At 71.8% G+C, this 23,055-nt stretch carries 19 protein-coding genes; 5 read left to right on the top strand and 14 right to left on the bottom strand.

The genetic code is table 11. From position 1 onward, the window contains the following. The first annotated feature begins 233 nt into the window (after positions 1-233). Positions 234-1,781 carry a patatin-like phospholipase family protein gene (locus MYMAC_RS25150; protein WP_095959930.1) on the top strand — a complete coding sequence of 516 codons (1,548 nt, stop codon included), beginning with the start codon at positions 234-236 and terminating at the stop codon, positions 1,779-1,781. A 72-nt stretch (positions 1,782-1,853) separates the two neighbouring features. On the opposite strand, the gene MYMAC_RS25145 is transcribed toward MYMAC_RS25150, so the two are convergent. After that, the gene (locus MYMAC_RS25145) at positions 1,854-3,464 is read right to left on the bottom strand and encodes a Na+/H+ antiporter (RefSeq protein WP_095959929.1); all 1,611 of its coding nucleotides are present in this window, start codon (positions 3,462-3,464) and stop codon (positions 1,854-1,856) included. Between the two features lie 186 nt (positions 3,465-3,650). Here MYMAC_RS25145 and MYMAC_RS25140 point away from each other — a divergent pair, with 186 nt between their 5' ends. After that, positions 3,651-4,451: a TVP38/TMEM64 family protein gene (locus tag MYMAC_RS25140; protein WP_095959928.1), complete on the top strand. Its 801-nt coding sequence runs from the start codon at positions 3,651-3,653 to the stop codon at positions 4,449-4,451. Here MYMAC_RS25140 and argC read toward each other — a convergent pair. Genes argC through MYMAC_RS25105 form a run of 7 tightly spaced genes read right to left on the bottom strand, consistent with a single transcriptional unit; the run spans position 4,390 to position 12,117 of the window. Then, positions 4,390-5,457: an N-acetyl-gamma-glutamyl-phosphate reductase gene (gene argC / locus MYMAC_RS25135; protein ID WP_095959927.1), complete on the bottom strand. Its 1,068-nt coding sequence runs from the start codon at positions 5,455-5,457 to the stop codon at positions 4,390-4,392. The genes MYMAC_RS25140 and argC overlap by 62 nt on opposite strands. Continuing rightward, a complete protein-coding gene (locus tag MYMAC_RS25130; RefSeq protein ID WP_013941658.1) occupies positions 5,454-6,515 on the bottom strand; it encodes a DUF1611 domain-containing protein in 1,062 nt (353 codons plus the stop codon). The genes argC and MYMAC_RS25130 overlap by 4 nt, the downstream gene beginning before the upstream one ends. 7 nt (positions 6,516-6,522) lie before the next feature. Then, positions 6,523-7,713, bottom strand: coding sequence for an argininosuccinate synthase (gene argG / locus MYMAC_RS25125; RefSeq protein WP_095959926.1), 1,191 nt, complete (start codon positions 7,711-7,713; stop codon positions 6,523-6,525). A 25-nt stretch (positions 7,714-7,738) separates the two neighbouring features. Next, positions 7,739-9,088: an argininosuccinate lyase gene (argH, locus tag MYMAC_RS25120; protein ID WP_095959925.1), complete on the bottom strand. Its 1,350-nt coding sequence runs from the start codon at positions 9,086-9,088 to the stop codon at positions 7,739-7,741. Further along, positions 9,081-10,142: a M20/M25/M40 family metallo-hydrolase gene (locus MYMAC_RS25115; protein WP_095959924.1), complete on the bottom strand. Its 1,062-nt coding sequence runs from the start codon at positions 10,140-10,142 to the stop codon at positions 9,081-9,083. Before MYMAC_RS25115 ends, argH begins: the two co-directional genes overlap by 8 nt. Beyond that, positions 10,139-11,065 carry an acetylglutamate kinase gene (gene argB, locus MYMAC_RS25110; protein ID WP_013941654.1) on the bottom strand — a complete coding sequence of 309 codons (927 nt, stop codon included), beginning with the start codon at positions 11,063-11,065 and terminating at the stop codon, positions 10,139-10,141. The genes MYMAC_RS25115 and argB overlap by 4 nt, the downstream gene beginning before the upstream one ends. 44 nt (positions 11,066-11,109) lie before the next feature. After that, positions 11,110-12,117, bottom strand: a complete 1,008-nt coding sequence (locus MYMAC_RS25105) for an N-acetylornithine carbamoyltransferase (RefSeq protein ID WP_095959923.1) — start codon at positions 12,115-12,117, stop codon at positions 11,110-11,112. Positions 12,118-12,286: 169 nt separating this feature from the next. Between MYMAC_RS25105 and MYMAC_RS25100 the strand changes: the two genes are divergently transcribed. Together MYMAC_RS25100 and MYMAC_RS25095 are read left to right on the top strand one after the other, a co-directional pair. Further along, positions 12,287-12,721 (top strand): arginine repressor, encoded by a 435-nt coding sequence (locus MYMAC_RS25100; protein ID WP_013941652.1) that lies wholly within the window; start codon positions 12,287-12,289, stop codon positions 12,719-12,721. Between the two features lie 272 nt (positions 12,722-12,993). Then, positions 12,994-13,545 (top strand): sigma-70 family RNA polymerase sigma factor, encoded by a 552-nt coding sequence (locus MYMAC_RS25095; protein WP_095961678.1) that lies wholly within the window; start codon positions 12,994-12,996, stop codon positions 13,543-13,545. Positions 13,546-13,647: 102 nt separating this feature from the next. Here MYMAC_RS25095 and MYMAC_RS25090 read toward each other — a convergent pair whose 3' ends face one another. Both MYMAC_RS25090 and MYMAC_RS25085 read right to left on the bottom strand, forming a co-directional pair. Continuing rightward, positions 13,648-15,882, bottom strand: coding sequence for an Ig domain-containing protein (locus MYMAC_RS25090; protein WP_095959922.1), 2,235 nt, complete (start codon positions 15,880-15,882; stop codon positions 13,648-13,650). A gap of 95 nt (positions 15,883-15,977) precedes the next feature. Then, entirely contained in the window at positions 15,978-17,291 is a 1,314-nt protein-coding gene (locus tag MYMAC_RS25085; protein WP_095959921.1) for an amidohydrolase, read from the bottom strand. Between the two features lie 141 nt (positions 17,292-17,432). Here MYMAC_RS25085 and MYMAC_RS25080 point away from each other — a divergent pair, with 141 nt between their 5' ends. After that, complete coding sequence (locus tag MYMAC_RS25080) at positions 17,433-18,761, top strand: DUF418 domain-containing protein (RefSeq protein WP_095959920.1); 1,329 nt, start codon at positions 17,433-17,435, stop codon at positions 18,759-18,761. A 17-nt stretch (positions 18,762-18,778) separates the two neighbouring features. Here the strand turns inward: MYMAC_RS25080 and MYMAC_RS25075 are convergent, their stop codons facing one another. From MYMAC_RS25075 to MYMAC_RS25060, 4 genes are all read right to left on the bottom strand, one after another. Then, on the bottom strand, positions 18,779-20,167 hold the full coding sequence (locus MYMAC_RS25075; RefSeq protein ID WP_095959919.1) for a di-heme oxidoreductase family protein: 1,389 nt from the start codon (positions 20,165-20,167) through the stop codon (positions 18,779-18,781). A gap of 108 nt (positions 20,168-20,275) precedes the next feature. Continuing rightward, on the bottom strand, positions 20,276-21,091 hold the full coding sequence (locus MYMAC_RS25070) for a hypothetical protein (protein ID WP_239989001.1): 816 nt from the start codon (positions 21,089-21,091) through the stop codon (positions 20,276-20,278). Between the two features lie 197 nt (positions 21,092-21,288). Continuing rightward, the gene (locus MYMAC_RS25065) at positions 21,289-22,290 is read right to left on the bottom strand and encodes an LLM class flavin-dependent oxidoreductase (protein WP_013941645.1); all 1,002 of its coding nucleotides are present in this window, start codon (positions 22,288-22,290) and stop codon (positions 21,289-21,291) included. 10 nt (positions 22,291-22,300) lie between these two features. Beyond that, positions 22,301-22,984, bottom strand: a complete 684-nt coding sequence (locus MYMAC_RS25060) for a spermidine synthase family protein (RefSeq protein ID WP_095959917.1) — start codon at positions 22,982-22,984, stop codon at positions 22,301-22,303. Positions 22,985-23,055 lie beyond the last annotated feature (71 nt).

Below are 23,055 nucleotides of genomic sequence, written 5' to 3'. Positions count from 1 at the left end.
GCTGCCTGATTCGTCGCGCGGACACGTTGCGTCACGCCGTGCCGCCGGGACGCGCCGCGTTCTCGTGGGACGCGGCAAGGGCAGCCCTCCGAAGGCGCGGCGCAGGTGGCCTCGCGTGGCATGTGCGTTGCTCTGCTGTCCTATGCTGCGGACCGTCTTCCTCGCGGCGCCCAGGACACTCCATGAGCCACGCAGCCACGTCTTCCGGCCCCGGTCCGCTTGGACCGCTTGCCTTGTCCCTCTCGGGTGGAGGCTACCGCGCGGCGGCCTTCCATCTGGGCTCCCTGCGGCTGCTGGACACGGTGGGGCTGCTCCCCGACGTGGTCGGCCTGTCCACCGTGTCTGGAGGCACCCTCACGGGGATGGCGTGGGTGACGAGCCAACTGGAGGGCAAGGCGTTCAGCGAGTTCCACGCCAGCTACGCCAGCTATCTCAAGCGGACGAACGTCATCGCCGAGGCGCTGACGGGCCTGACGTCGAACCGCGACCACGGCAGTCAGGCCTGGGCCAGCCTCATCCGCTCCGCATCGGACATCTACGCGCGGCCCGACTTCCTGGGGGACCGGCGGCTGGGCGAGGTCCTGGATTCAGACCGCGTGCAGTTGCAGGAAGCCATCTTCAACACCACCGAGTTCCACACCGGCCTGGACTTCCGCTTCCGCCGCAGCGACAAGCCCGGCGCGCTGCTGGGGAACAACGGCTACCGGGTGCCTCGCGCGGTGGGGCAGCACGTCCGGCTGGCGGACATCGCGGCCGCGTCGTCCTGCTTCCCCGGCGGCTTCGAGCCGCTCGTGTTCCCCCAGCAGTTCCACTGGCCCCAGGCCTTCCCGCTCGACGCGGCGGAGCAGGAGCTGGGGCCGAGGTTCCAGGGCGGCCTGCCGCTGATGGACGGCGGCATCTACGACAACCAGGGCATCGACAGCCTGATGCTGGCGTACGGCGCCTCCGAAGCTCCGCCCACGCTCATCATCTCCGACGTGAGCACGCAGGACCCCCGGATGTATGACGTCCCGGAGAACCCGACGAAGCGGGGCTGGGTGACGCTCAATGGCGTCTCATGGATGGCGTATGGCTTGTTCGCGCTGACGCTGGCCTCCGCGGCCATCCTCGGGTGGCGCGGCTTCGAGACTGTGAGCCAGGGCGCGTGGAAGCCCGCCGACGCCTTCCTGTACCTCATCCCCGGCGTGCTGACCGCGGCGGTGGCCACGGCGCTGGTCTGGGGGCGGGCGCGGCTCGATGACGTCCTGGCGCTGCTCAAGCGGCAGATGGACCTGGATGTCTGGCCTTCATTCAAGAAGCTCACGGTGCTGGAGTTCGCGCAGATGCTCGTCCTGCGCGCCACGTCGCTGGTGGCGTTGACGTCGAAGGTGTTCATGAAGCGCGTGCGCGGCCTGGTGTTCGCCCAGCTCTATCAAGACCGCCGCTTCGAGCACCGGCGCGTGTCCAACCTCATCACCGCGCTCACGGTGGACCGGCCCCACCTGTTCGAGAAGCACCCCTGGCTCAAGCCTGGCCCGCACCTGGTGGCGCTGGGCACGCAGGCCTGCGGGATGCCCACCACGCTCTGGTTCACGGAGGACAGCCAGTTCACCACCGTGGAGTCCGCGGGCGCGGCGACCCTGTGCTACGCGCTGCTGCGCCACATCGTCGAACACCGCGCCGGCGAGTACGAAGCGCCGGGCCAGCCGCTCAACGCCCTCTATGAACGGCTGCGCCAGGAGTGGGCGGTGCTCAACCAGGAGCGCGCCCAGCCTCAGGTCCAGCAGCCCGCGGCTGCCTGACGTTCCCCGCCGCACCCGCGGCGCGGCACATCCGCCCGGAGGTCATCGGGCGGATGCGCCGGTCCAGGCGGCTCAGGCGCTCGCGGCGCCAGGCGCAACCGCCGCGTTCTCCTCCGAGGGGACATGGTTCTCCGCGGCGTCCGCGGCGGCGATGCGCTCATCCAGCTCCGCCGACAGCTCCGCGAAGGCCTCCTTGCCAATGGTGGCGGACTGGTAGGCCTTGAGCAGGGACGCCTTCTCCACCATGAGGACGCGCCGGACGGCCTCCTGGTGCTCTTCTTCGTGGAAGCGCATCGACTGCTGCTTGAGGTCCGCCAGCTCCTTCTCGGCGACGGTCTCCTTCTCCTGGTAGTCCTTCTCGAGCTGCGTCACCACGTCGGCCGGAATCTCCCGGCTGCGGCGCATGGCTTCCAGGGCCGCGAGCGCGGCGTGGATGGCGCCCAGGCGGCCCCGGGCCAGCTCGTACTGCTCCTGGAACTCGTCCTTGAGGCCGGTGATGCGCAGCTTGCGCAGGAGCGGCGCCATGGTGAGGCCCTGGAAGACGATGGAGAGCACCACCACGCCGAACGTCATGTTCACCAGCAGCTCGCGGTGCGCGAAGTCCGGCGGGAGACCGAGCACCAGCACCATGGAGATGGCGCCGCGCAGCCCGCTCCAGGTGAGCACCGCGCTCCAGGCCCACGGCATCCGCTCCGAGGTGAAGCGCAGCAGCGCGGACACGCCGTAGACGACGACGGCGCGGGCGACCAGCACCACCACGTAGGCCACGAGGATGGGCTTCCACGACGCCATCAGCGAGCCGAGGTTCACCTCCAGCCCGATGAGGAGGAACACCACGGAGTTGAGCGCGAAGGCCAGGTACTCCCAGAAGCTGGCCACCGCGATGCGGGTGGCGGGGCTCATGCCCTGGTGCGTGGCCCAGTTGCCGCACAGCATGCCGGCCACCACCGTCGCGATGACGCCCGAATAGTGGAAGTGCTCGGCGATGACGAAGGAGCCGTAGGCCGCGATGACCGTGAGGGTGATTTCCACCATCGCGTCGTCCACGCGCTTGATGACCTGCGCGACGCCGTAGCCCACCGCGCTGCCCACGAGCACGCCCATGCCGAAGACCTTGACGAAGTTCGACATGGCGCCGCCCACCGTGAACTCGCCACCCATGGCCACCGCGACGATGAGCGTGAAGAGCACGACCGCCGCGCCGTCGTTCAGCAGGCTCTCGCCCTCCACGAGGAGCAGCAGCCGCTTGGGCGCGCCCAGCGACTTGAAGAGCGCCACCACGGCGATGGGGTCCGTGGACACGATGACCGACGCGAACACCAGCGCGGACAGCATCCCGAAGCCGTGGACGAAGTCCAGCCCCTCCACCACCTGCGTCAGGATGTACGCGGTGAGCGCCGCCGAGGCCACCAGGCCCGGAATGGCCAGCGCGTGGATGGCCAACTTGTTCTTCCAGAACTTGCGGAACTCGACGTGGAACGCCGCTTCGAAGAGCAGGCCCGGGAGGATGATGGCGAAGAGCAGGTCCTTCGTGAGGTGCGGCGGCTCGAACGCCTTGAAGGCACCCAACAGCACGCCCGCGACGACCAGGGCAACCGTATAGGGGAACTTGAAGTACCGCGCGGCGATGGCCACGGCGGTCGCGATGGCGAATATCAGTACGAAGGCCAACTCGAAGTGCATCGTCCCTTACCTGTTTGGTTCAGAGCGCCGGACCATAGCGCAATCGAGCTGAACGACGACGGGGCCGACGCGCTCCCCGCCTGCCTGGTGGGTGAGGCAAAATGCCAGGGTGAGGCGTAATGCAAGCCTCCCGCGCCGCGCTCGCTCGCTCTTGCGTCCGCGCGTGAGGCTTCCCAGCTTTGTGCCATGTCCAGGCACCCCCGCTCCAAGGGAGGACGGCTGAGCGCGGGTCTCAAGCGCATCGGGCCCCTCTGCATCTCCATGGGCCTGCTCGTGGGCCTGCGCCTGTTGGGGCCGCAGTACCTGGATCAACAGACACTGTCGGAGTGGCTCCGGCCGCTGGGCGCGCTGGCGCCCGTGGCCTTCATCCTGCTGCTCGCGGTGCGGCCGGTGACGCTGCTGCCCGGCCAGCTCTTCACGGCGGTGGGCGGCATCCTCTTCGGCATGGCCATGGGCACGGCCTATGCGCTCGTCGGCACGCTGCTGGCCACCGGCCTCATCCACTTCCTGGCGCGCAGGCTGGGCCGCAAGCCCATGCGGCGGCTGGCCGGGGACAAGCACCCGGTGTTCCAGCGCGCGGCGCGCGAGCACGGGTTCCAGCTCGGCTTCCTCGCCTGCGTCAACTCGGTGATTCCCGCGGACGTGATGCTGGCGACGGCGTCCGCGTCAGGCGCTCGCTATGGTCCGCTGGCGCTGGGGGCCGTGGTGGGCACCCTCCCCGGGACGCTCTTGACGGCGCTCTTCGGCAGCTCGCTGGGGCAGGGGAAGACGTGGATGACGGCCGTGTCCGCCGCCGGCATGGTGGTGAGCCTGCTGCTCGGGCTGGTGCTGGGGCGCAAGCTGATGCGGGAGCTGCTCGCGAAGGAGGCGCCCGCTTCGCGCGACAGGCCCGGGCGCGCACGCCCGGGCCCGGAGAGCGCGCGGCCTACGGGTAGCACGCGGCCTGGCGCAGCGCCGTGTCTTCCGGCAGCCCCAGGGCGACATTGAGGTTCTGCACCGCCTGGCCGGCCATGCCCTTCACCAGGTTGTCCAGCGCGGCCATGACGGCCACCGAGCGGCCCTTGGTGGCCACCGCGATGTCGCAGAAGTTGCTGCCGGCCACCGCGGCGATGCGCGGCGTGCCCTCCACGATGCGCACGAACCTGGAGCCCTCGTAGTAGCGGCGGTAGCGCTCCATCAGCGACGCCGTCACCACCGCGCCGCCGTGCTCCGGCCACTCGAACTGCACGGTGGCGAAGATGCCGCGCACCATGGGCGCCGAGTGCGGCACGAAGGCCAGCCGGTGCCGCTGCGCGCCGTGGGCCACCAGCATGACCTCCACCTCGGCCTCGTGCTGGTGCTCCAGCGGCTTGTAGGCGCGGAAGTCGTGCGCGCGCGTCGGGTGGTGCGTGCCCTCGCCCGGCAGCGAGCCGGAGCCGGACGAGCCCGTGACGCCGGACACCGCCAGCAGCCCCAGGCCCGGCGTGGAGGCGATGGGCAGCAGCGCGAGCTGCACCGCCGTGGCGAAGCAGCCCGGGTTGGCGATGCGCTTCGCCGTCTTCACCGCGTCACGCTTCCACTCGGTGAGGCCGTAGGTGAAGGTGCCCAGCAGCTCCGGGGAGGGGTGGGGCCGGCCGTAGGCGCCCGCGTAGCGGCCCGGGTGGTCCAGCCGGAAGTCGGAGGACAGGTCGATGAGCAGCAGGCGCTCGGCGATGCCGGCCTCCGCCCACTGCTTCTCCAGGCCCGAGAACTGTTTGGCCAGCTCGCCGTGGCCCAGCGCGCTGAAGACGACGGGCTGCTGGCAGTCCGCCAGCCACTTCCAGTCGGGCTCCGCCTCGAAGCGGCCCTCCACCAGGCCGCGCAGGTGCGGGTGCACCTTGTGGATGGGCTCGCCGGCGTGGTGCCGCGACACCGCGCGGATGCTGGCCACCGCGGGGTGGTGGGTGAGGATGCGCAAGAGCTCGCCGCCGCCGAAGCCGGAGGCACCCAGGATGTAGATGTTGACCTGCGTCATGACTTCCTCCCCGCGCCCAGCTTGGGGGCGAGCTTTTCCAGGATGAGTCCGCCCAGCGCCGCCGCGTCCGCGCGGGCGTTGCGGGCGGGGATGCCCACCACCTGCTCCACGAAGCGCACGCCCACGGCGTTGTCCGTGGCCGGGCCGGCCACCACGTCCACGTCGATGCCGTACGCCTCGCGCAGGTGGCGCACGCCGCCGGAGGCGCCCACCGGGTCGTTGGCGCACAGCACCCACGCGCCCGCCAGGCTCTTGAGCTCCGGGTCGGCGAGGATGCCCTGCACGCCGTACTCGCCCATGATGCCGTCGCCCGTCTCCGCGACGATGACGTCCACGTTCTCCGCCGCCAGCTCGGAGAAGAGCACCCGCGCCACGCGCGCGCCCGTGCGGGGGCCCGTGCAGACGATGCCCGCGTCCGTGAAGTCCATCACCACGTCCGCGCCGGAGTCCTGCATGCTCAGCGTGTCCCGCATCAGCGACACGCCCGTCAGCTTGGCGCCGCCCACGCGGAAGCCCGCCTGCGCCAGCTTGCGCACCATGGCCGCCGCGGCGAACGTCTTGCCCGCGTTCATGCAGGTGCCCACCACGTAGACGACGGGGCACTTCACCGGCGCCGCGGTGCCCTTCAGCGCGCCGGAGGACACGTGCGCCGGCTGCCCGGTGCGCGACATCAGCTCCGGGAACTCCAGCACCTGGCCCAGCACCTCCGCCTCGAAGGGCAGGCCCACGCCGTGGTTGTGCGAGGTGCACTTGCCGATGACGCCGCCCATGTTGAGCACGTGCAGCCGCTCGCCCACCGTGACGCTCGCCGGCACCACGCCCTCGTAGCCGTGCAGCGCGTTGCGGTGGCCCAGCGCGCCCACGACGATGTCACCGGCGTGCAGCGTCACCAGGCGCCCGTGCACGTCCTCGAGCTGGTTGTAGTTGCTCTTCTCTCCGTGGATGCGCACGGCCACCACGGCGCCTTCCTCGGCCTTCACCTCGGAGGAGAGGTGGACCGTCCGGCCCAGGCCGAGGTTGCGGGTGACGCTGCCCACCTTGTCGACGAAAACCTTCATGGCACCCTCACTTCGCGCGATGCGAGAGCATCTGCGCGACGCCGTACAGCTTGGCGAAGCCCGCGGCTTCCGAGCCGTTCCACAACACGTTGGCCTCTCCGTACGTCGCCACCTTCGCGTCCATCAGCGAGTGCGGCGAGCGCACGCCCTCCACCACCTGGGTGCGCGCGTGCAGCACCAGCCGCACCTCACCCGTCACGCGCTCCTGCGACGAGGTGAGGAACGCCTCCAGGTCCTTCACCAGCGGGTCGAAGAAGTGGCCCTCGTGCAGCAGCGAGCCGTAGAGGTTGCCCATCGACTCCTTCCAGAAGAGCTGCTTGCCGGAGAGCACCAGCTTCTCCAGCTCGCGGTGCGCCGTGACGAGCAGGTGCGCCGCCGGCGCCTCGAAGCCCACCCGGCCCTTGATGCCCAGAATCGTGTCCCCCAGGTGCACGCCCCGGCCGATGCCGTAGGTGCGCCCCAGCGCGTTGAGCGCCTCCACCAGCTTCACGGGGCCCAGCTTCTCGCCGTCCAGCGACACGGGGACGCCCTTCTCGAAGCCAATGGTGAGCGGGCGGGGCTTCAAGTCCGCGGGCAGCTCGCCGCCGGGGAAGGCCGCCTCGGGCAGCGCCCTCCAGGAGTCCAGCGTCTCGGCGCCGCCCACGGAGGTGCCCCACATGCCCTCGTTGACGGAGTAGGCGCCCAGCTTCGGGGGCATGTGGACGCCGCGCTCGGCCAGGTAGGACAGCTCCTGCTGGCGGCTGAGGGACAGCGTGCGGATGGGCGTGAGCAGCTCCAGCTCCGGCGCCAGCGAGCGGAAGGCCACGTCGAAGCGCACCTGGTCATTGCCCGCGCCCGTGCTGCCGTGCGCCAGCGCCTGGACGCCCTTCTCGCGCGCCACGCGGACGACCTCCACCGCCTGGCAGGCCCGCTCCGCGGACACGCTCAGGGGGTAGACCTGGCCGCGCAGCACGTTGCCGGCGATGAGGTAGCGCAGGTAGCCCTGGAAGAGCGTGTCGCGCGCGTCCACCGTCACGTGCTCCACCGCGCCCAACTGCCTGGCCAGCGCGGCGATGCGCTCCAACTGCTCGGGCGGGAAGCCGCCGGTGTCCACGGTGACGGTGGTGACGTCGTAGCCCTGCTCGCGCAGGTAGACGGTGCAGAAAGCGGTGTCGAGTCCGCCGGAGAAGGCCAGCACCACGTTCTTCTTGTTGCTCATGATTCGCTCCTCGCGGGGAAGCAGTTCAAACCGTCCAGACGCGCCCGGCGGCCTCGGCCACCGAGCGGTGTGTCTCATCGAGCCAGGCGCGCGCGGCGGCCAGCTCCTCCCGGGCCTGGGGCAGGCCCAGGTTGCCGGCGCCACCCAGGTGGGTGGCCGTCAGGGCGCCGCGGTCTGGATGGAACGTTCCCTCCGCCAGCTCGCGGCCCACCTGCTTGTAGGCGTCGCGGAAGGCCTGCCCCTGGGCCACCAGGGCGTAGGCGTGGTGCGCGGCGTACAGCGTGTCGTCGCTGGCGCGCGCCGCCGCGTCCGCCTTCACCTGGAGCGCCGGCACCAGCCGGGTGAGCACGTCCAGCAGCTCGCGCGTGGAGCCCAGCGCCGTCAGGGTGGGGGACTTCAGGAGCTGGAAGTCGCGGTGGTAGCTGGAGGGCAGGCCGCCGGCGATGGCCTCCACCTGGTGCGCCAGCCCGCGCAGCTCGCGGCACCGGCCGCGCGCCAGCTCCACCACGTCCGGGTTCTTCTTCTGCGGCATGATGGACGAGCCCGTGGTGTACGCGTCCGGCAGCCCGAGGAAGCCGAACTCGTCCATGCTGTAGAGCTGCACGTCCCAGAGCCACTTCTCCAGCGTGCCCGCCACCGAGCAGGCCCAGCCCAGCACCGCGGACTCGTGACGGCCGCGTCCGTTCTGCACGTCGATGGGGCTGCGCTGCACGCGCGAGAAACCGAGCAGCGCCGCCACGTACTCCCGGTCGATGGGCAGCGGCACGCCGAAGCCCGCCGCCGCGCCCAGCGGGCAGCGGTCCAGCCTCGCCCACACGCCTCGCAGCGCCTCCAGCTCCTCCAGCAGCCCCTCCGCGAAGGCCATGCCCCACAGGCCGAAGGTGGACGGCATGGCCCGGCGCAGGTGCGTGTAGCCCGGCAGCGCCACGTCCGCGTGCGCCTGGGCGAAGTCCAGGAAGGCCCCCGCTAGCTCGGCGGTCCGCGCGCCCAGCGTGAGCACCTCCTCGCGCAGCAGCAGGCGCAGGGCGAGCTGCACCTGGTCGTTGCGGGAGCGCCCCAGGTGGATGCGCTTGCCCGGCTCGCCCACGCGCTCCACCAGCGCCGCCTCCAGGGCGGTGTGGCCGTCCTCCTGCTCGGGCCGGATGACGAACGTCCCCGCGCGGGCCTCGTCGTGCAGCGCCTTGAGCGCCGTCACCAGGGCCTGGGCCTCCGCGTCCTTCAGCAGGCCCACGCGCGCCAGCATCCGCGCGTGCGCGGCCGAGCCGAGCGCGTCATGCGGCGCCAGCGACAGGTCCACCACCGGGTCGTTGCCCACGGTGAAGCGGTGGATGGCCGCGTCCAGGGGAAGGCCCTTGCCCCACAGCGTCTCAGCCACGCGCCACCTCCTCGAAGTAACCCCGAACGAGCTGCGTGTAGAAGGCGGCGCCGGCTTCCAGCTCCGCGCGGGTGATGAACTCGTCCGCCAGGTGGCTGCGCAGCGTGTCGCCCGGGCCCACCTTCACCGCGGGGAGGTCCCCCAGGAAGGCCCAGTCCGACGCCGTGCTGGAGCCCACCGGCTGCGCGCCGGAGGCGGCCACCGCCGCGCGGACGATGGGCTGCTCCGAAGGCGTCGCCTTCGGCAGGTAGCGCTCCGAGTGGACCTTCACCTCGCTCTTCAGCGCGGCGGCCACCTGCCGCGCCACCAGCGCGTGCTCCATGCCCGGCGTGGTGCGCAGGTCCACGAAGAACTCGCACCGGTCCGGCACCTGGTTGCGCGCAAGGCCCCCCGACACCTGCGTCACCTGCGCCCGGGCCTCGCCCAGGAGCGGGTGGGGCGCGAAGCGCAGCCCGGCCAGCACCGCGATGTCCGCCGCCGCAAGGTGGATGGCGTTGACGGCCTCCGTCGTGTGCGCGTGCGCCACGTGCGCGCTCTTGCCGTGCGCGGTGCAGCGCAGCAGCAGCATGCCGCGCTGGGCGGTGCAGGGCTTGAGGCTGGTGGGCTCGCCGACGATGGCGGCGTCCAGCGGCCCCAGCGCCGGCAGCAGGGTGCCCAGGCCCTGACCTCCCGTCTCCTCCTCCGCGGTGAAGGCGAACACCACCTCGGCGTCCGCGGGCGGACCTTCGGTGAGCAGGGCCTTGGCGGCGAGCAGCATGCCCGTCACGCAGCCCTTGGCGTCGTTGCTGCCCAGGCCGTACAGGCGGTCCTCGCGCCACACGGGCGCGTGGGGCTCGTACGTCCACCCGGCGCACGGCTTCACCGTGTCCAGGTGCGAGTTGACGAGCAGCCGGCGCGGCCCGCTCCCCACGGAGAACCACACGTTGTGGCCCTGCCGCTGGACGCGCGCGCCCCAGCCCTCCGCCCACCCGGACACGGTGTCCGCGATGCGGCCCTCGTCACCCGACACGCTGGGGATGGCCACCAGCGCCTGGAGCAGCTCCGCCGCCTTCATCCCACCGCCCCGGCGGGCTTGTTGGCGTTCTCCCGCACGACCATGGTGCCGCTGCCCTCGTTGGTGAAGACCTCCTCCAGGAGCGCGTTGGGCTGCACGCCGCTGACGAGGTGCACGCTGCCCACGCCGCCCACCAGCGCGTGCCGGATGGCGTGCGCCTTGGGCTTCATGCCGCCGGAGATGGCGCCGGTGCTCTCCATGGTGGCCAGGTCCGTGAGGTTGGCCAGCGTGACGAGCGACGACGGGTCGCTCACGTTCTTCAGCAGGCCCGGGACCTGGACCAGGAAGAAGAGCTTCTCGGCGGACAGCGCCACCGCGAGCGCCGCGGCCACGGTGTCCGCGTTGGTGTTGTACACGGCGCCGTCCGCGCCGCCCGACAGCGGGGCGATGACGGGCACGTAGTCCGCCGAGCGCAGGTGCTCCACCACGCGGGTGTCCACCTGCTCGATGTCGCCCACCAGGCCGTAGTCCACCAGCCTGCCCTCGGTGGCGCCTGCCTCCGTCACCATCACGGGCGGGCGCTTGCGCGCCTTGATGAGGCCGGCGTCCACGCCGCTCAGGCCCACCGCGGGCACGCCCGCCGCCTGGAGGTCCGCCAGCAGGTCCGTGTGCAGCTTGCCCGCGAGCACCATCTTCGCCGCGTCCAGCACGGGCGCGGAGGTGACGCGGCGGCCCGCCACCTTCTCCACCGGCAGGTGGAGGGCGTCACACAGCGTGTCCAGCTCCGGGCCGCCGCCGTGCACCACGACGGGGCGGATGGAGAAGGTCCACAGCAGGGCGATCTGCTCGCAGGCGGCGCGGCGCAGGCGCGGGTCGCTCAGCATGGCGCCGCCGAGCTTCACCACGAACGTCTTGCGGCGGAACTGCTGCACGTACTTCGCCGCGTTGCGAAGCGCGGAGTAGGGGTCGGGCGAAAGGGGCACGTGAGACCTCGAAGTCAGGAAGGGAGGAATGCCGGAGGGACCGCTCAGCGCGAGCGCATCCAGTGCAGGAGCGCGCGCTGGACGTGGTAGCGGTTGCTGGCCTCGTCTACGACGCGGCTGCTCGGGTGGTCCAGGACCTCATCGGCCACCTCCACGTTCCGGCGCACGGGCAGGCAGTGGAGGAAGGCCGCGTCCTTCGCCGCGCGCGACATCGTCAGGCGCGTGGGCATCCAGCCGGAGTAGGACGCGAGCAGCGCGGTGACGTCGTTGGGGGAGAAGGCCGCCGCGGCCGTGGGACCCCACGACTTGGCGTAGACGGCGCGGCTGCCGGCCAGGGCCTCGTCCTGGTCGTGCGTATACGTGATGCTGCCGCCCGTGGCCCGGGCGTACGCCTCCGCCTCGGCGCGCACGGCCGGGTGCAGGTCGAACCCGGGAGGATGGGCCACGCGGACCTCGCAGCCCGCCGCCGCCGCGCTCAGCAGGAAGGAGTTGGGCACGGCCTTGGGCAGCGGCTTGATGTGCGGCGCCCACGTCAGCGTCACCGGCAGCTTCTTCGTGCCGCCGAACGTCTCGCGCAGCGTCAGCACGTCCGCCAGGCCCTGGCAGGGGTGCTCGCGCGCGGACTCCATGCTCACCACCGGCACGGTGGACCACTTGCGGAACGCGTTGATGACAGGATCCAGCTCGTCCTCCTCGTCACCGCCGCCCTGCGAGAAGGTGCGCACGCCCAGCAGGTCCACGAAGCGGGACAGCACGGGCGCGGCCTCCTTGAGGTGCTCGGCCCGGTCCGCGTTCATCACCGCGCCCTCGCGGTGCTCCAGCTTCCAGACGCCCGCGCCCACGTCCAGGATGATGGCGTTGCCACCCCCGCGCAGCATGACGGCCTCGAACGAGGTGCGGGTGCGCAGCGACGGGTTGAAGAACACCATGCCCAGCAGCGTGTTGGCGAAGAGCGCGCCCTCCGGACCCTTCTGCTTCCACGCGGCCGCCTGCGCGAGCACCGCCTCCACGCCCTCCGGCCCCAGATCCTTGATGTGCGTGACGTGCTTCATGGGCCTGTCCTCCCCAGCGGCTCCGGGCTGCATATTCGTGATGAATATGCGTGAAAATGCGTGCATCGCCGCGAAAAGGCGGCGGATATTATGCAGAAAGACGCGCCGCGCAAGCGGATTATTCGCAACAGGCGCATGCATGCGCTTGCATGAATATTCACGAGCATGCATGTTGGTGGGAATGAATCTGGACGAGGCCATCCTCCGGCTCATCGGCGAGCGGGAGATCGGCGATCAGGCCGTGTTGCAGCAGCTCCTGGAGGCGGAGGGTCAGGCGCCGAGCCAGTCGACGTTGTCGCGGCGGCTGAAGAAGCTGGGCATCCTGAAGGTGGGGGGGCGCTATCAGCGCGCGCCCGCGCCGCCCTCGGTGGTCCCGGAGCGGCCGCGCGTCACCATCCTGGAGGCGCCGCCCAACCTGCTGGTGATTCGGACGGCGCCGGGCTTCGCGCCGGTGCTCGCGCTGGCGCTGGACAAGGAGCGGGACCTGCCAGGGCTCGCGGGGACAGTGGCGGGGGATGACACCATCTTCGTCGCCGTGACGGACCCGGCGCTGCTGCGCGACGTGCGCGCGGCGGTGGAGCGGCTGCTGTCACTGGGCGGCTGAGCCCTGGGGCGCCCGAGGCCCGCGCGCTCCATGTGCCGCGCGGAGTCACTGGAGGGCGAAGCCGTGATTCTACCCGCGGCGCGAGCCCCACCGCTGGCGGCCCATTCAGGGCTGCCTCATGGGTAGGAGATTGTCGCCTTCCCACCCTCCTCGCCGGGGCAATCGTTGCGCGGTGAGGGGTATCAGCCCCAGTTTTCCAAGATTTCTCGTTGAGGGCGTAGTTTCTCTGTGAGGGGGCGGCGAACCCGTCTGGCCTGGAGGTGAATGTGGGCATGTCGGAGCTGACAGAGCTGCTGGACCACGCGCGCCGGGGTGAGCAGGGCGCACGAGAGGCGTTGATGGCGGCGGCCTACCAGGAGCTGCGGGAGATGGCGCAGCGCGCCGCGAGCGACGAGGGCTCGCCTCCGTCACTGCAACCCGCGGTGTTGGTGAAGGAGGCGTGGCTTCGCCTCTTCGGCGCGGGGGCGCCGCTGGAGGCGCGGCGTCACTACTTCGGCGCCGCGGCGCAGGCCATGCGACGGGTGATGGTGGACCGGGCGCGCTTGCGCCGGGCCCAGATTCGCGAGGCCGGGCTGGAGCGGGTGAGCCTGGGGGACGCGGAGGCGGATGTCCCGGCGGGCCTGAGCCTGGAGGTGCTGGAGCTGGACCGGGCGCTCTCGGAGCTGGACACCTTCCAGCCGCGGCTCGCGCGCATGCTGGAGCTGCGCTACTTCGTGGGCCTGGACTTGATGGACACCGCCGCGGTGCTGGGCGTGTCGCCCGTCACCGTGAAGCGTGACTGGGCCTACGTCCGAGGCTGGCTGCTGGAGCGCCTGGGCAACTGACGGCCCGCGTGGGAGCGCGGGCCGGCCCACGGGCCCGGATGCTGGCGAAGCAGGAGGCCCTGACGCCGCCCCGCGTGGGCAGGGGACATCAGGGCCTTGCCTTCACGCCTGGCGCTTCCGGCGGGCGCGGCCGAGCAGGGCCAGCGCGGCCAGCCCCAGGGCCTGGACGCCCGCGCCGCCGCCGCTGCAACCGCAGCCGCCGGGCTTGTCGCCCTCGTCAGGCGTGGGCGGAGGCGTGGGCGCGATTTGTAGCGACACGCTCCGCTCCGCCGTCTGGTTCGCCGAGTCCGTCACCCGCACCGTCAGCGGGAAGGTGCCGCTGGCCGTCGGGATGCCGCTCAGCACATAGGCGCCGTCCCGCTGCTGAATCGTCAGGCCACCGGGCACGGTGCCGCCGGCCAGGCTCCACGTATACGGGGCCCGGCCGCCCTGGACGGTGAAGCGCGCCTCGTACGCGCTGCCCTGCGTCGCGGAGGCAAGCGGGTTGCTGTCGATGCTCAACGAGCCCGTCACGTCCACGCTGTACGTGCGCGTCGCCACGCCGCCGCGCGCGTCGCGAACGCGCACGGTGACGGCGGAGCTGCCCGCCTGCGCCGGCGTGCCCGTGAAGGTGCCGGTGGCGGAGTCGAACGTCAGGCCCGAGGGCAGCGTGCCCTCCAGCTCGAAGGTCAGCGTGCCGGAGCCGCGCGTGCTCAGCGCCACGTTGGCGGCCATGCCCACCCGGAACGGCGGCAGCGTCTCCGTGAGGAGCTCCGGGAGTGGCCAGGGCCGGCGCGTCGCCACCAGGAGGCGGTGCTCGCTCACCGCGACCACCGAGGTGTCACCCGAGGCGAAGGACGCGGAGTGATAGGCGCCGCCCGCGCCCGTCGGGTGCGACGTCCACTCGCGGCCATCCGCCGACACGTGCAGCTCGAACGCGGGCAGAAGCTCCGTGCTCTCGGGCGGCACCACCGTCCAGCTCACGACGAAGCTCTGGTCGACGAAGGCCATGAGCGGGACGGGCGCTGGCGCGTCGGCGGGGACCTGGAGGCTCTCCACGCGCGTCCAGGTGCCGCCCAGGTCCTCGGAGAGGAAGAAGCCGCTCGCCGGTTCCTCGGCCTGGGGCGCCAGGGGCGGGGGCGGGAGGGCTTGCTGCGGCTGGACGAACGCGAGGAAGCGGCCATTGCCGCCGGTGAGCCCGGCGATGACGAGCCCCTTCAGGCTCGCGGGTTGGAACAGCTCCCAGCCCGCCCCGGTGCTCCGGGGGCGCACCAGGAAGGGTGTGTCGGAGGGGGCGCCAGCGAACGGGTAGGCCACGGCGAGGAAGCTGTTCTGGCCGGGCACCAGCGTCGCGATGTCATAGGCGCCTTCAATGCTCTCGTCGGTCCACGTCGCCCCGTCCGTGGAGCTGGCGATGAGGCCCGAGGTGCCCACCGCCACCATCCGGTTGCCGCTGAGCGCGAGCTCCAGGAAGCGCCGCCCCTGCGTTTCGCCCTCGGGCGGCGGGTCCTGGTAGGCGGTGGCCCAGGTGTGCGCGTTGTCGGACGAGACGACGAGGGTCCCGTTCGCCACGCCGAACCACTTGCGCTGGAAGGCGACGAGCCGCTCCACCGTGAGCGGCGACGTGGTCCCCTCCATCACGGGAACGAAGCCCGCCCACTGGCGTCCGTCCGTGGAGCGCAGCACCTCCGCCTGCCCGCGGGTCGCCGCCAGGAAGTTCCCGTTGCCGTACCAGGCGCGCGTCGCGGCGGGCTTCAGCGAGACGCCGGTGGAGACGCCCGCCTCCCAGTGGTCGAAGGTGGTGGCGGGCTCCACGTTGACGTGGAGCTGGCGCTCCAGCCGTCCCGAGAAGTCCGTGGCCTGGTAGGGCGCCTGCTCACCGCTGTCCGGGGGCGTCACGTCGCGGAAGCCGCTCTGGTAGCGCACCCGGTACGCCCCCTGGGCCACGGCGGGCACGGGGAGCGAGAGCTGCGCGGTCGCGATGGCCTCCTCCTGCGCCAGCGTCGTCACGCGCTCCGACACCAGGCAGTGCCAGGAGGCGTCGTTGACCGGCCAGGCGGCCTGGGCCTCGGCGGAGAGCTCCGTCCCGCCGGGTTGCCCGGCGGTGGCCGCCGAACCGGCATAGGTGTAGCTGCCGCCAGGCGCCTGCCAGCCCTGGGGCAGGGCGATGCAGGACACGAGCTGTCCGTCACGGGCCGTGTCCCCACCCGGACCTGCGTAGACGTGAAGGTTCAGGAGGACGGAGGTGCCGCTGCGAACGGTGCCTTCATGACCGACGAAGGCGTTCGACTGGCAGCCGGCGGCCCACCACAGCGAAGCCCCCAGCAGGGCAAGCAGGGAACGATTGCGATTGAGCAAGGAGGACTTCCTGTCGCGATGCGAGAGGCGGCCTGTCTACGGTTTCGTATTCCTCCGAGTCAAATCAGCGCGCGCGCCTCGCGCGGCCCCGTCCTTCACGGCTTGCCGAGCAGCTCCAGGGCCGCGGTGGTCAGCGTGGTGACCCCCGTACGCAGCGTGCGCTCGCGGTCCGGCGCGAAGAGGGGCGAGTGCATCGAGGGCAGCGGCGTGCCCTCGGCCTTGGCCTTGGCGTACTGGCGTGGCTCGGTGGAGCCGAGCCAGAGCATCACCGCGGGTACGCCCGCCCGCCCGTACTCGGAGAAGTCCTCGCCACCCATGACGGGCGGCGCCTCCTGGAGGTTCCGCTCGCCCAGGACGCGGGACACCGCGCCCACCAGCCGCCGGGTGAGCGCGGGGTCGTTGAAGGTGGAAGGGGTGCCTTCGGTGATGGCGACCTCGGGCGGGCGGGGCGCGCCAGAGGCCAGGGCCTCCGCCTTGGCGATGCGCTCGATGCCGTCCAGCAGCGCCTTGCGGACCTCGGGCTTGTACGAGCGCACCGTGAGGTGGAGCTTCACCTCGTCGGGGATGATGTTGTGCTTGGTGCCGCCGTGGATGGCGCCCACCGTCACCACCGCGGGCTCCAGCGGGTTCTTCTCCCGGCTGACGAGCGTCTGGAGCGACAGCACGACGCGCGCGGCCATCACCACCGGGTCCACGGTGGTGTGGGGGTAGGCGCCGTGCCCGCCCTTGCCGTGCAGGGTGACTTCAACGCTGTCCACGCTCGCCATGGCATAGCCGGGGGTGAACTCCACCGTGCCCGCCGCGGCGGTGTTGACGTGGAGCGCCACCGCGAAGTCCGGCTTGGGGAAGCGCTTGAAGAGGCCGTCCTGGAGCATCTGCCGGGCGCCCGCGCCCACCTCCTCGGCCGGCTGGCCAATCAGCAGCAACGTGCCGCGCCACCGGTCCTTCGACCGGGCCAGGAGCGTGGCCGTCCCAAGCAATGACGTCATGTGCACGTCATGCCCGCACGCGTGCATGACCGAGGTGGCCGTGCCCGTGGCGTCCTTCGCCTTCTGCTTGCTCGCATAGGGCAGGCCCGTCTTCTCCTCCACGGGCAGCGCGTCCATGTCCGCGCGCAGCATCACCGTGGGCCCCGGGCCGTTGCGCAGCAGCGCCACCACGCCGTTTCCGCCCACCTTGGAGGTCACCTCGAAGCCGAGCTTGCGCAGGCGCTCGGCCAGCTTCGCCGCCGTCCTCGTCTCCTGGTTGGACAGCTCCGGCGTCTGGTGCAGGTCGCGGTAGAGCGCGTCGAGCCCGGGGTAGAGCGCGTCGAGACCGCCCAGGACGGGAGGCGTCTCCGCGGCGAGCGCGGGGCCGCCAGGGACGGCCAGGGAGGTGAGCAGCAGGGCCAGCAGGTGCGAAATCTTCACGGGGCGGACTCCTGTCCGACGGGGGGAGCGGGGTGGCACTACAGCACACCCGCCGCGCCAGGAGGGGACAGGCCCGCGGGTCCCGCCATCCGGGCTTGGGTGGGATTGACGGCAAGGCGGCGGCGCGCGTCTGCTGCGGGCATGTCTGAATCGCGTCCGCTTTCAGCGAGCACCGCTTCCGGCGCGCGCCCGGTGGAGGCCTCCGAGCGCGTCGTGTTGCTGGACGCCCTCCGGGGCTTCGCGCTGTGGGGCGTCTTCGTCTCCAACAGCCTCATGTGGCTCAGCGGCCGGGCGTTCATGTCGCCCGAGGCAGTCTCCGCGCTGTCGGTGCCCCTGCTGGAGCAGGTGGTGGGCGCCGTCTACCAGCTCTTCGTGACGCAGAAGTTCGTCTCCATCTTCTCGTTCCTCTTCGGCCTGGGCTTCTCCATCCAGCTCGCCCGGGCGGAGGCGCGAGGCGACTCCGCGGTGCCGCTCTACAGCCGGCGGCTGCTGGTGCTCTTCGGCATCGGCCTGGCGCATGCCCTCCTGTTGTGGACGGGGGACATCCTCCACACCTACGCGATGGTGGGCTTCCTGCTGATGGCCTTCCGGGCGCGCGCCAACCGCACGGTGCTGTTCTGGGCGTTGGGGCTCGTCACGGTGATGCCGTTCCTGGTCCCCGCCGTCATCCGCTACACGCCCGTCCTGCTGCACGGCGCGGAGGCCGCGGCCGAGGCGGCGAAGGCCAGCCGGGCCAAGGACCTGGCCTTGAAGGCCGACACCCTGGTGGCGCTGTCGAGCGAGTCGTTCTGGACGGCGCAGGCGGGCAACGCGCGCTTCTTCCTGGAGAACATGGGCGGAGGCTTCCGGCGCGTGCTCTGGATGAGCCTCATCCTGGGGCGCTTCCTGTTGGGCCTGCTGGCGGGGCGGCTGCTCCTGCTGCAGGACGTGGCGCGCCACCGCGCGCTGCTGCGCCGGATTCTGGCCTGGGGGCTGGGGGTGGGCCTGGTCCTCAATGGCAGCGGGCTGGTGCTGTACCGGCTGCGCAAGGCCGGCGTGCTGGAGTGGGATCCGCAGGGGCCCTGGATGATGCTCCTCAACAGCCTCCAGGAGCCGGGCTACATCGCCATGGGCGCGGCCTACGTGGCGGCCTTCGCGCTGCTCTTCCAGCGCGAGCGCTGGCGCCGCTGGCTGGGCGTCCTGACGCCGGTGGGCCGCATGGCGCTGACGAACTACCTGACGCAGTCCGCGGTGAGCATCTGGATTTATGACGGCTGGGGGCTGGGCTTCATCGGCAAGCTGCCGCCGTCACGCATCGTGGTCATCAGCGGCCTCGTCTTCGCGGCGCAGGTGGTGTTCAGCCACCTGTGGTTGTCCCGCTTCCGCTTCGGCCCGGCGGAGTGGCTGTGGCGCTCGCTCACCTACGGAAAGGCCCAGCCGATGCGACGTCCCGCCGGGGACCGCGACGCTCCCGGTGTCGCGGCCTCCTGACGCGAGGCGCGGGGCGCTCAGAGCGATTCGAGGAACGTGAGCAGGGCCTGGCGGTCCGCCAGGGGCAGGCGCGTGTAGCGCTCCTGGGCGGGGGCGGCCTCGCCGCCATGCCACAGCACGGCCTCCTCCAGGTCGCGCGCGCGCCCGTCGTGCAGGAAGCGGGTGTGGCCGTTCACGACCTTCACCAGCCCGATGCCCCAGAGCGGTGGGGTGCGCCACTCCTGGCCGGTGGCGAGCCCGTCCGGACGCCCATCCGCGAGCCCTTCGCCCAGGTCGTGCAGCAGCAGGTCCGTGTACGGGTAGAGCTTCTGGTGGGACAGCTCCGGGAAGCCGGGCACCTCCTCCGTCTCGAAGGGCGTGGTCAGGTGGCAGCCGCCACACCCGATGGCCGCGAACACCGCCTTGCCGCGGAGCGTGGCGGGTGCGCTCCAGTCCCGCCGCTTCGGAGGGGCCACCAGCCGCGTGTAGAAGAGGAGCGAGTCCAGCTCCTGGGGGCTCACCTCGGGCGCGTCGGCGGCGCCCCGCGCGTCATGCCCCTGCTCACGGGGATACAGCGTCGTGGTCAGCCCCATGTCCGCCACCAGCGCGTGGGCGACCTGCTGCCGGAGCGTGGGCTGGTTGGCCTTCCACCCGAAGCGGCCCAGCCGCGGCTGGCCCTGCTCCACGTCCAGCACCCGGTTGGCCCGGCCGGAGATGCCGTCCTGGTCCCGGTCGTCCGGGTCCTCGTGGGCCAGGAGCGCCGCCTCGGGAATCGCCTCCAGGAGCCCCAGCCCGAAGTTCACCGGCGCGACGCGAGGCGAGAAGCGGACGCCGTCTTCGAGCGGCCCCTTCGTCAGCGCGGCGAAGGTGTAGCGCGGCCGGAGCAGCGCATAGGACTCCCCCGAGGAGAACCTGCCGGACACCTCGTCATAGCGGACCTCCACGGTGCCCTCCGCGGCCGTCCCCGCCACGTGCCGCACGTCGAGCTGGACGCCGTAGCGGGGATGGGGCCCCTGGCCCTCCGGCGCGGTGAGCTGGAACGCCAGCGAGACGGGCGTCTCTGCCGGCGACGCCGGAGGCCGGCCGCGGCCGTCCTTCACGTGGCACGTCATGCAGGAGGCCGCGTTGAACAGCGGCCCCACCTGGACGGGGCCCTCCACGTCGGTCCAGTCGCGGTCGAAGATGCGCTTGCCGGCGTGGAATCCGGGCCAGCGGGCGCGCGCCAGGTTCATGGGCGAGCGCCCGAAGGCGTTCCGCCCCGGGTCCGGCACGGTGGTCGCTCCGCCGGACAGCTCCTCCCCGGGCTCCAGCCTGGCCGCGAGCTCCCCCAGCTCGAGCGGCGGTGGAAGCCGCGTCGTGTCCGCCCACAGCGCGACGAGCACGAGGACTCCGGCACAGAGACCCAGGAGGAACAGCCGCCCTTTCATCGAAGAGACTCCAGAAGACCCGGGTTGGAACAGACCACATGGAAGGCCCCGGGCAGGACCATGGCCCTGCCCGGGGACATTGCCCGCGCGTGGCGCGGGCAACGCAGCCTACTTGCTGCCCGCGACAATCGTCTCGCCGAGGATGGTGAACTCCTTGGCGGAGGCGTTCACGTCAATCCCCGTGAAGAGGTTGTACGGGTAGTGGCCGCTCTCGATCTCCTCGATGAACTCCACCTCGTCACCGCTGACGGTGGTGCCGTCCGCGAGCTGGACGGTGAAGTCGCGGTCGTCCGCGCGCAGCCGCCACCCGCAGGCGCCCACGTTGGACGGCTCCGCCATCTGGGCCACGCCGTTCTTCCAGATGATGATGTCAATCTGGAAGAAGTCCGCGTGCGCGACGAGGTACCGGATGAAGTCCCACCAGTTGTAGAAGATGATCATCTGCGCGGCGGGGTTCGTCGTCGAGCCCTGCAACTGGCCGTCGCGGTAGACGTTCATCCGGTAGCTCGAGCCGCCCGGCGCGCCCGTGAAGTTCGGCGTCACCTGCACCGAGCCCGGCTCGCGGCCCGCGCTGACCTGCAGGGTGCTGACCACCTGGTCGCCGGAGCGCGCGGCCAGGTTCAGGCTCCCGCGGTTGTCGCCGAAGTGGATGCCCGTCGTCTGGGACCACGACGCCGCGCGCTGGAAGCGGCTGGCCACGCCGTCCGACTTCGCGTCCCGCAGCCCGGAGACGCTGATGCCGGCCTCCGTGGACTTCAGCTCCGCCGCGCCCGTGGGGCAGTGGGTGACGCCGTCGAAGCGCGTCACGCAGCCGCTCTTCGCGTCCGCCTCGGCGACGGCCATGTTCGCGGAGTCCTGCGCCTCATCTCCCTGACAGCCCGCCGCGACGCTCAGCATCGCGACCGCCAGCAGACGGCTCGCCATCTTCATCTCCATGGTGTCAACCTCGGTGCAGTTGGGGTGGGGTGTTGCACCCAGGCCGCAGTGCACCGTTCACGCCACTCAGGCCGCGGCGTGCGTTCCCTCTGGAGCGGCGAGGCGGTGCGCGCCGGGGTGTGGCGCCGCTCGTTACAGGCGGGGGCTGGCTGTGCCCATCGGCGCTACACGTCCGAGCGGTGCGCTCACGGCTCCGCGGCGAGCCGCGCGTGGGCCTGCGCGGTCAGCTCGAAGGAGCGCAGCCGCGCGTCGAAGTCGTAGACCATGCCCGTCACCATGAGCTCGTCCACCCGCGTCAGCCGGATGAAGTCCGCGAGCCCCTGCTGAACGGTGTCGGGCGCGCCGATGATGGAGTACTTCAGCGCGTGGTCGGCGCTCGCGCGGTCCAGGGGCGAGGCCACCGAGTCGATGTCGTCGACCGGCGGCGGGAGCTGCCCCGGCGTGCCCCGGCGCAGGCGGACGAACTGCTGCTGCACGGAGGTGAAGAGCCGCCGCGCCTCCCGGTCCGTGTCCGCCGCGAAGACATTCACGCACGCCATGGCGTAGGGCTTGTCGAGCGACTCGGACGGCTTGAACCGCTCCCGGTAGATGTCCAGCGCCGGAAGCAGGGCATCCGGCGCGAAGTGGGACGCGAAGGCGAACGGCATGCCCAGCATCGCCGCGAGCTGCGCGCTGAACAGGCTGGAGCCGAGCAGCCAGATGGGCACCCGCAGCCCCGCGCCCGGCACCGCCTGGATGAGCTGCCCCGGCTCGGTGGGCTCGAAGTAGGACTTCAGCTCCACCACGTCCTGGGGAAAGGTCTCCGCGCTCGCGGCCAGGTCTCGCCGCAGGGCGCGCGCCGTCAGCATGTCCGTGCCCGGCGCCCGGCCGAGCCCCAGGTCGATGCGCCCCGGGTAGAGCGTCTCCAGCGTGCCGAACTGCTCCGCGATGACCAGCGGCGCGTGGTTGGGCAGCATCACGCCGCCGGAGCCCACGCGGATGCGCTGGGTGCCGCCGGCCACGTAGCCGATGACGACGGACGTCGCCGCGCTGGCGATGCCCGTCATGTTGTGGTGCTCGGCCAGCCAGAAGCGCTTGTAGCCCCAGTCCTCCGCGCGCCGCGCCAGGTCCAGCGTGTTCCGGAGCGCGTCGGCCGCGGTGGAGCCCTGGGTGACGGGGGAGAGGTCGAGGACGGAAAAAGGAATCATGGGGCCCCTACTAACGCCGCCCCTGGGGCCTCCGCTTGCCCATGAACAGGGTGTGGCGCGTCCCCTTGGTGCCGTGGGCCGCCGGGTGCAGCACCTGGACGGTGAAGCCCGCCTGCTCCATGCGGCGCTCGAAGGCGGGGGAGGGCCCGGCGCTCCACACGCCCAGTACGCCTCCTGGCCGCAGCGCCTGGACGGCGTGTGCCAGCCCCACGCGCCCATAGAGGCCGTGGTTGTCGGGGTGGGTGAGGGCGGTGGGGCCGTTGTCCACGTCCAGCAGGATGGCGTCGTAGGTCCCCGCCACGCGGGCCATGTGCCTGCCCACGTCGGCCTCCACCACGGTGACGCGCGCATCCTCCAGCGGCGCCCCCGCCAGCGGCGCGAGCACCCCCCGGTTCCACGTCACCACCACCGGGAGCAGCTCCGCCACGGTGACGCGGGCATCTGGCCCCAGCCGGTCCAGCACCGCGCGGGTGGTGTAGCCAAAGCCCAGCCCGCCCACGAGCACCCGGACGCCGCTCCGCGCCTCGAGGCCCGCGCAGCCGGCCTCCGCCAGCGCGTCCTCGGAGCAGTGCTGCCGGCTGGACATCAGCGTCTGGCCCCGCACGCGGAAGACGTACTCGTCCCCGCGGCGGACCAGGGTGATTTCACCGACGTCCGGGACCTCTGCGCGCTCCAGCGTCTCCCAGGGCTTCATGGGCGGGGCTCTTCTCGCGGAGCGAGGCCCGGCGTCAAGCCATGACGCCGGGCCGGGCCTCCGTCGTGGGC

The sequence above is a fragment of the Corallococcus macrosporus DSM 14697 genome (genome assembly GCF_002305895.1).
GTDB lineage: Bacteria > Myxococcota > Myxococcia > Myxococcales > Myxococcaceae > Myxococcus > Myxococcus macrosporus.
The sequence above is the reverse complement of the archived record's forward strand: the minus strand, read 5'-3'. Positions and strand labels throughout refer to the sequence as shown.

Bases quoted from the DNA above. Each gene is read 5' to 3' on its own strand.
- MYMAC_RS25075 (WP_095959919.1), bottom strand. From the start codon at position 20,167: ATGAAAGGGCGGCTGTTCCTCCTGGGTCTCTGTGCCGGAGTCCTCGTG.
- argG (WP_095959926.1), bottom strand. From the start codon at position 7,713: ATGAGCAACAAGAAGAACGTGGTGCTGGCCTTCTCCGGCGGACTCGAC.
- MYMAC_RS25065 (WP_013941645.1), bottom strand. From the start codon at position 22,290: ATGATTCCTTTTTCCGTCCTCGACCTCTCCCCCGTCACCCAGGGCTCC.
- MYMAC_RS25080 (WP_095959920.1), top strand. From the start codon at position 17,433: ATGTCTGAATCGCGTCCGCTTTCAGCGAGCACCGCTTCCGGCGCGCGC.
- MYMAC_RS25070 (WP_239989001.1), bottom strand. From the start codon at position 21,091: ATGGCGAGCCGTCTGCTGGCGGTCGCGATGCTGAGCGTCGCGGCGGGC.
- argC (WP_095959927.1), bottom strand. From the start codon at position 5,457: ATGACGCAGGTCAACATCTACATCCTGGGTGCCTCCGGCTTCGGCGGC.
- MYMAC_RS25060 (WP_095959917.1), bottom strand. From the start codon at position 22,984: ATGAAGCCCTGGGAGACGCTGGAGCGCGCAGAGGTCCCGGACGTCGGT.
- MYMAC_RS25140 (WP_095959928.1), top strand. From the start codon at position 3,651: ATGTCCAGGCACCCCCGCTCCAAGGGAGGACGGCTGAGCGCGGGTCTC.
- MYMAC_RS25100 (WP_013941652.1), top strand. From the start codon at position 12,287: ATGTTGGTGGGAATGAATCTGGACGAGGCCATCCTCCGGCTCATCGGC.
- MYMAC_RS25130 (WP_013941658.1), bottom strand. From the start codon at position 6,515: ATGAAGGTTTTCGTCGACAAGGTGGGCAGCGTCACCCGCAACCTCGGC.
- MYMAC_RS25095 (WP_095961678.1), top strand. From the start codon at position 12,994: ATGTCGGAGCTGACAGAGCTGCTGGACCACGCGCGCCGGGGTGAGCAG.
- MYMAC_RS25105 (WP_095959923.1), bottom strand. From the start codon at position 12,117: ATGAAGCACGTCACGCACATCAAGGATCTGGGGCCGGAGGGCGTGGAG.
- MYMAC_RS25115 (WP_095959924.1), bottom strand. From the start codon at position 10,142: ATGAAGGCGGCGGAGCTGCTCCAGGCGCTGGTGGCCATCCCCAGCGTG.
- MYMAC_RS25145 (WP_095959929.1), bottom strand. From the start codon at position 3,464: ATGCACTTCGAGTTGGCCTTCGTACTGATATTCGCCATCGCGACCGCC.